Origin of the sequence: Chitinophaga sp. (assembly GCF_035564935.1) — a bacterium.
Taxonomy (GTDB): domain Bacteria; phylum Bacteroidota; class Bacteroidia; order Chitinophagales; family Chitinophagaceae; genus Chitinophaga.
On sequence record NZ_DATMTE010000319.1, the window covers coordinates 1 to 2183 of the forward strand.

Consider the following 2183-nt stretch of genomic DNA (forward strand, 5'->3'; position numbering starts at 1 on the left):
GTCTGTCTGTCATGGGCAGTTTGTGCTGAACGGATCAGCAGCTAAGTCAAAGCTTTCCAAAGTTTATCTGTTCTATAACGATGACAAAGGTGTATATAGAACAGATAGTGCCGCCGTAAGGGATGGAAAATTCCGGTTCTCCGGTTCTCTAAAGGAGCCGCTTATTGCTACTTTAAGCAATGGCATGGAGTTGTATAGGTCTGCCAACGTTAGGTATGGAACGATTGTACTCGAACCCAAAAACATGAGTGTTGCCATAACTTCTGATAATTTTGAAGATATGAAGGTTACAGGTTCTGCATTGCAGGAGGAATACAATTTTGTAGACAAACCTGTGAAAGCTATCCGTAACAGGTGGAAAAACATCTTTGATACGCTGACCGCTGTCAATAAAAGGAGCAATGTTGAGTTCCAGGAATTGAAGAACTGGGTACTGGTACCCTATGAAACGGAGGTAGAAGAGGTGTATGCTGCGTTTTTTAAGAAATATCCGGCATCAATAATAACTGCCTATTTTCTGCGGGCAAAAACAAGTGAGTTATCAGAGGATTCGTTAAGAAAGATGTATAACAGGTTGACGCCACAGGCAAAGCAAAGTGCCAATGGGAAAGCGGTGCTGGTTGACCTGGAGAATAAAAAGAAAGGAGTACCCGGAGCCATGGCCGCGGATTTTGCTGCAACAGATATTAACGGTAAGCCATTGAAATTATCCGGTTTCAGAGGAAAGTATGTGCTCCTGGATTTTTGGGCAAGTTGGTGTGTACCATGTAGAAAAGGCAATCCCCATCTTATTAACTTATACAACCAGTATAAGGATAAGGGATTTGAAATTATTGGAATATCCGATGATGATCGTAAGGAAGAAGCCTGGCACAAGGCGGTTGAACAGGATAAGATCGGGATCTGGAAACATGTTCTGAGAGGATTGGATATGGAAAAGAGAATGAAAAATCTGCCTAATCCAAATGATATATCAGAGAAATACAATATCAGCTCTCTGCCAACAAAAATCCTGATAGATAAAAACGGGATGGTAATAGGACGGTATGGATCGGATGCTCCCGAGCTGGACCAGAAACTGGCTGAAATAATGCCGGGTGGCACGGCAAATGTGAAAGGGTTTATCCGTAACCTGAAGGATTCCGTAACATTTGTATGGAACGAGGAGAAAGGCAGCCAATTCGAAAAGGTACCGGTGGTGAACGAAAGGTTTAGCTGGCAGAAAAGCTTTGCAAGTCCGCAGAAAATTATGCTTTCCACTCCACAGCGTTATATGCAGTTTTTTATTGAAAACGGTAATATCAACATTGATGGCAGCGCAGACTCATTATACTTTAGTAACGTGACAGGATCCCGTTCCCAGGAAGAGTTTAAGAAGTATGAGGCATCCATTGAGCCGTTAAAAAATGAACAATATAAACTATACCCGGTACTGCGGAAAACTGAAGACAGGATCCGGAAAGGAGCGCTGGAAAAGAGTATTGATTCCATTTCCCTGGTTATTGACGAGCAGAGAAAAAACTACATTACGGGGCACTCATCCAGCCCGGTAAGCCTGAGTATAGTGGAAGACATGGCCGTTGTTGGCGATTATACCAAAGTAGCTCCTTTTTACCAGCTGCTGTCTCCGGAAGCCCGCCGGACAGACGTAGGACAGCGGTTATGGACAAGGCTTGAAGTACTGAAACGGAGAGCTCCGGGTGCGTTGGTGAAAGACTTCGCTATCCCATCTTTGAATGGTCAATCGGTACGCATCTCTGATTTTAAAGGAAAGTACCTGTTCATCGACTTCTGGGCAAGCTGGTGCGGGCCCTGCAGGGCTGAAAATCCGAATGTTCTGAGAGCTTATAATGATTTTAAAGAAAAGAACTTCACCGTTCTTGGTATTTCCGTCGACGAACAGGGTGATAAATGGAAAGAGGCGGTTGAAAAAGATAAGATGCCATGGACACAGGTTTCGGATTTAAAAGGGATGGCAAGCGAAGTGGCAAAGTATTATGGTATTTTGGCAATACCATCAACAATGCTCCTGGATCCGGAAGGACGGATTATTACAACAAACCTGCGTGGGGAAAAGCTGCACGAGGAACTGCGGAAGATATTGAAGTAACCTGGATTGCTATAACCAGGACGCGCCTCCCTGCAGAACTTCACAACCTCCTTTGGGGGAAACAGCTTCACCT

General features: G+C 44.2%; 1 protein-coding gene. It reads left to right on the forward strand.

From position 1 onward, the window contains the following. The coding region (locus VN105_RS08580) for a redoxin domain-containing protein (RefSeq protein ID WP_325639869.1) at nt 1-2110 on the forward strand (2110 nt) is incomplete at its 5' end. Nucleotides 2111-2183 lie beyond the last annotated feature (73 nt).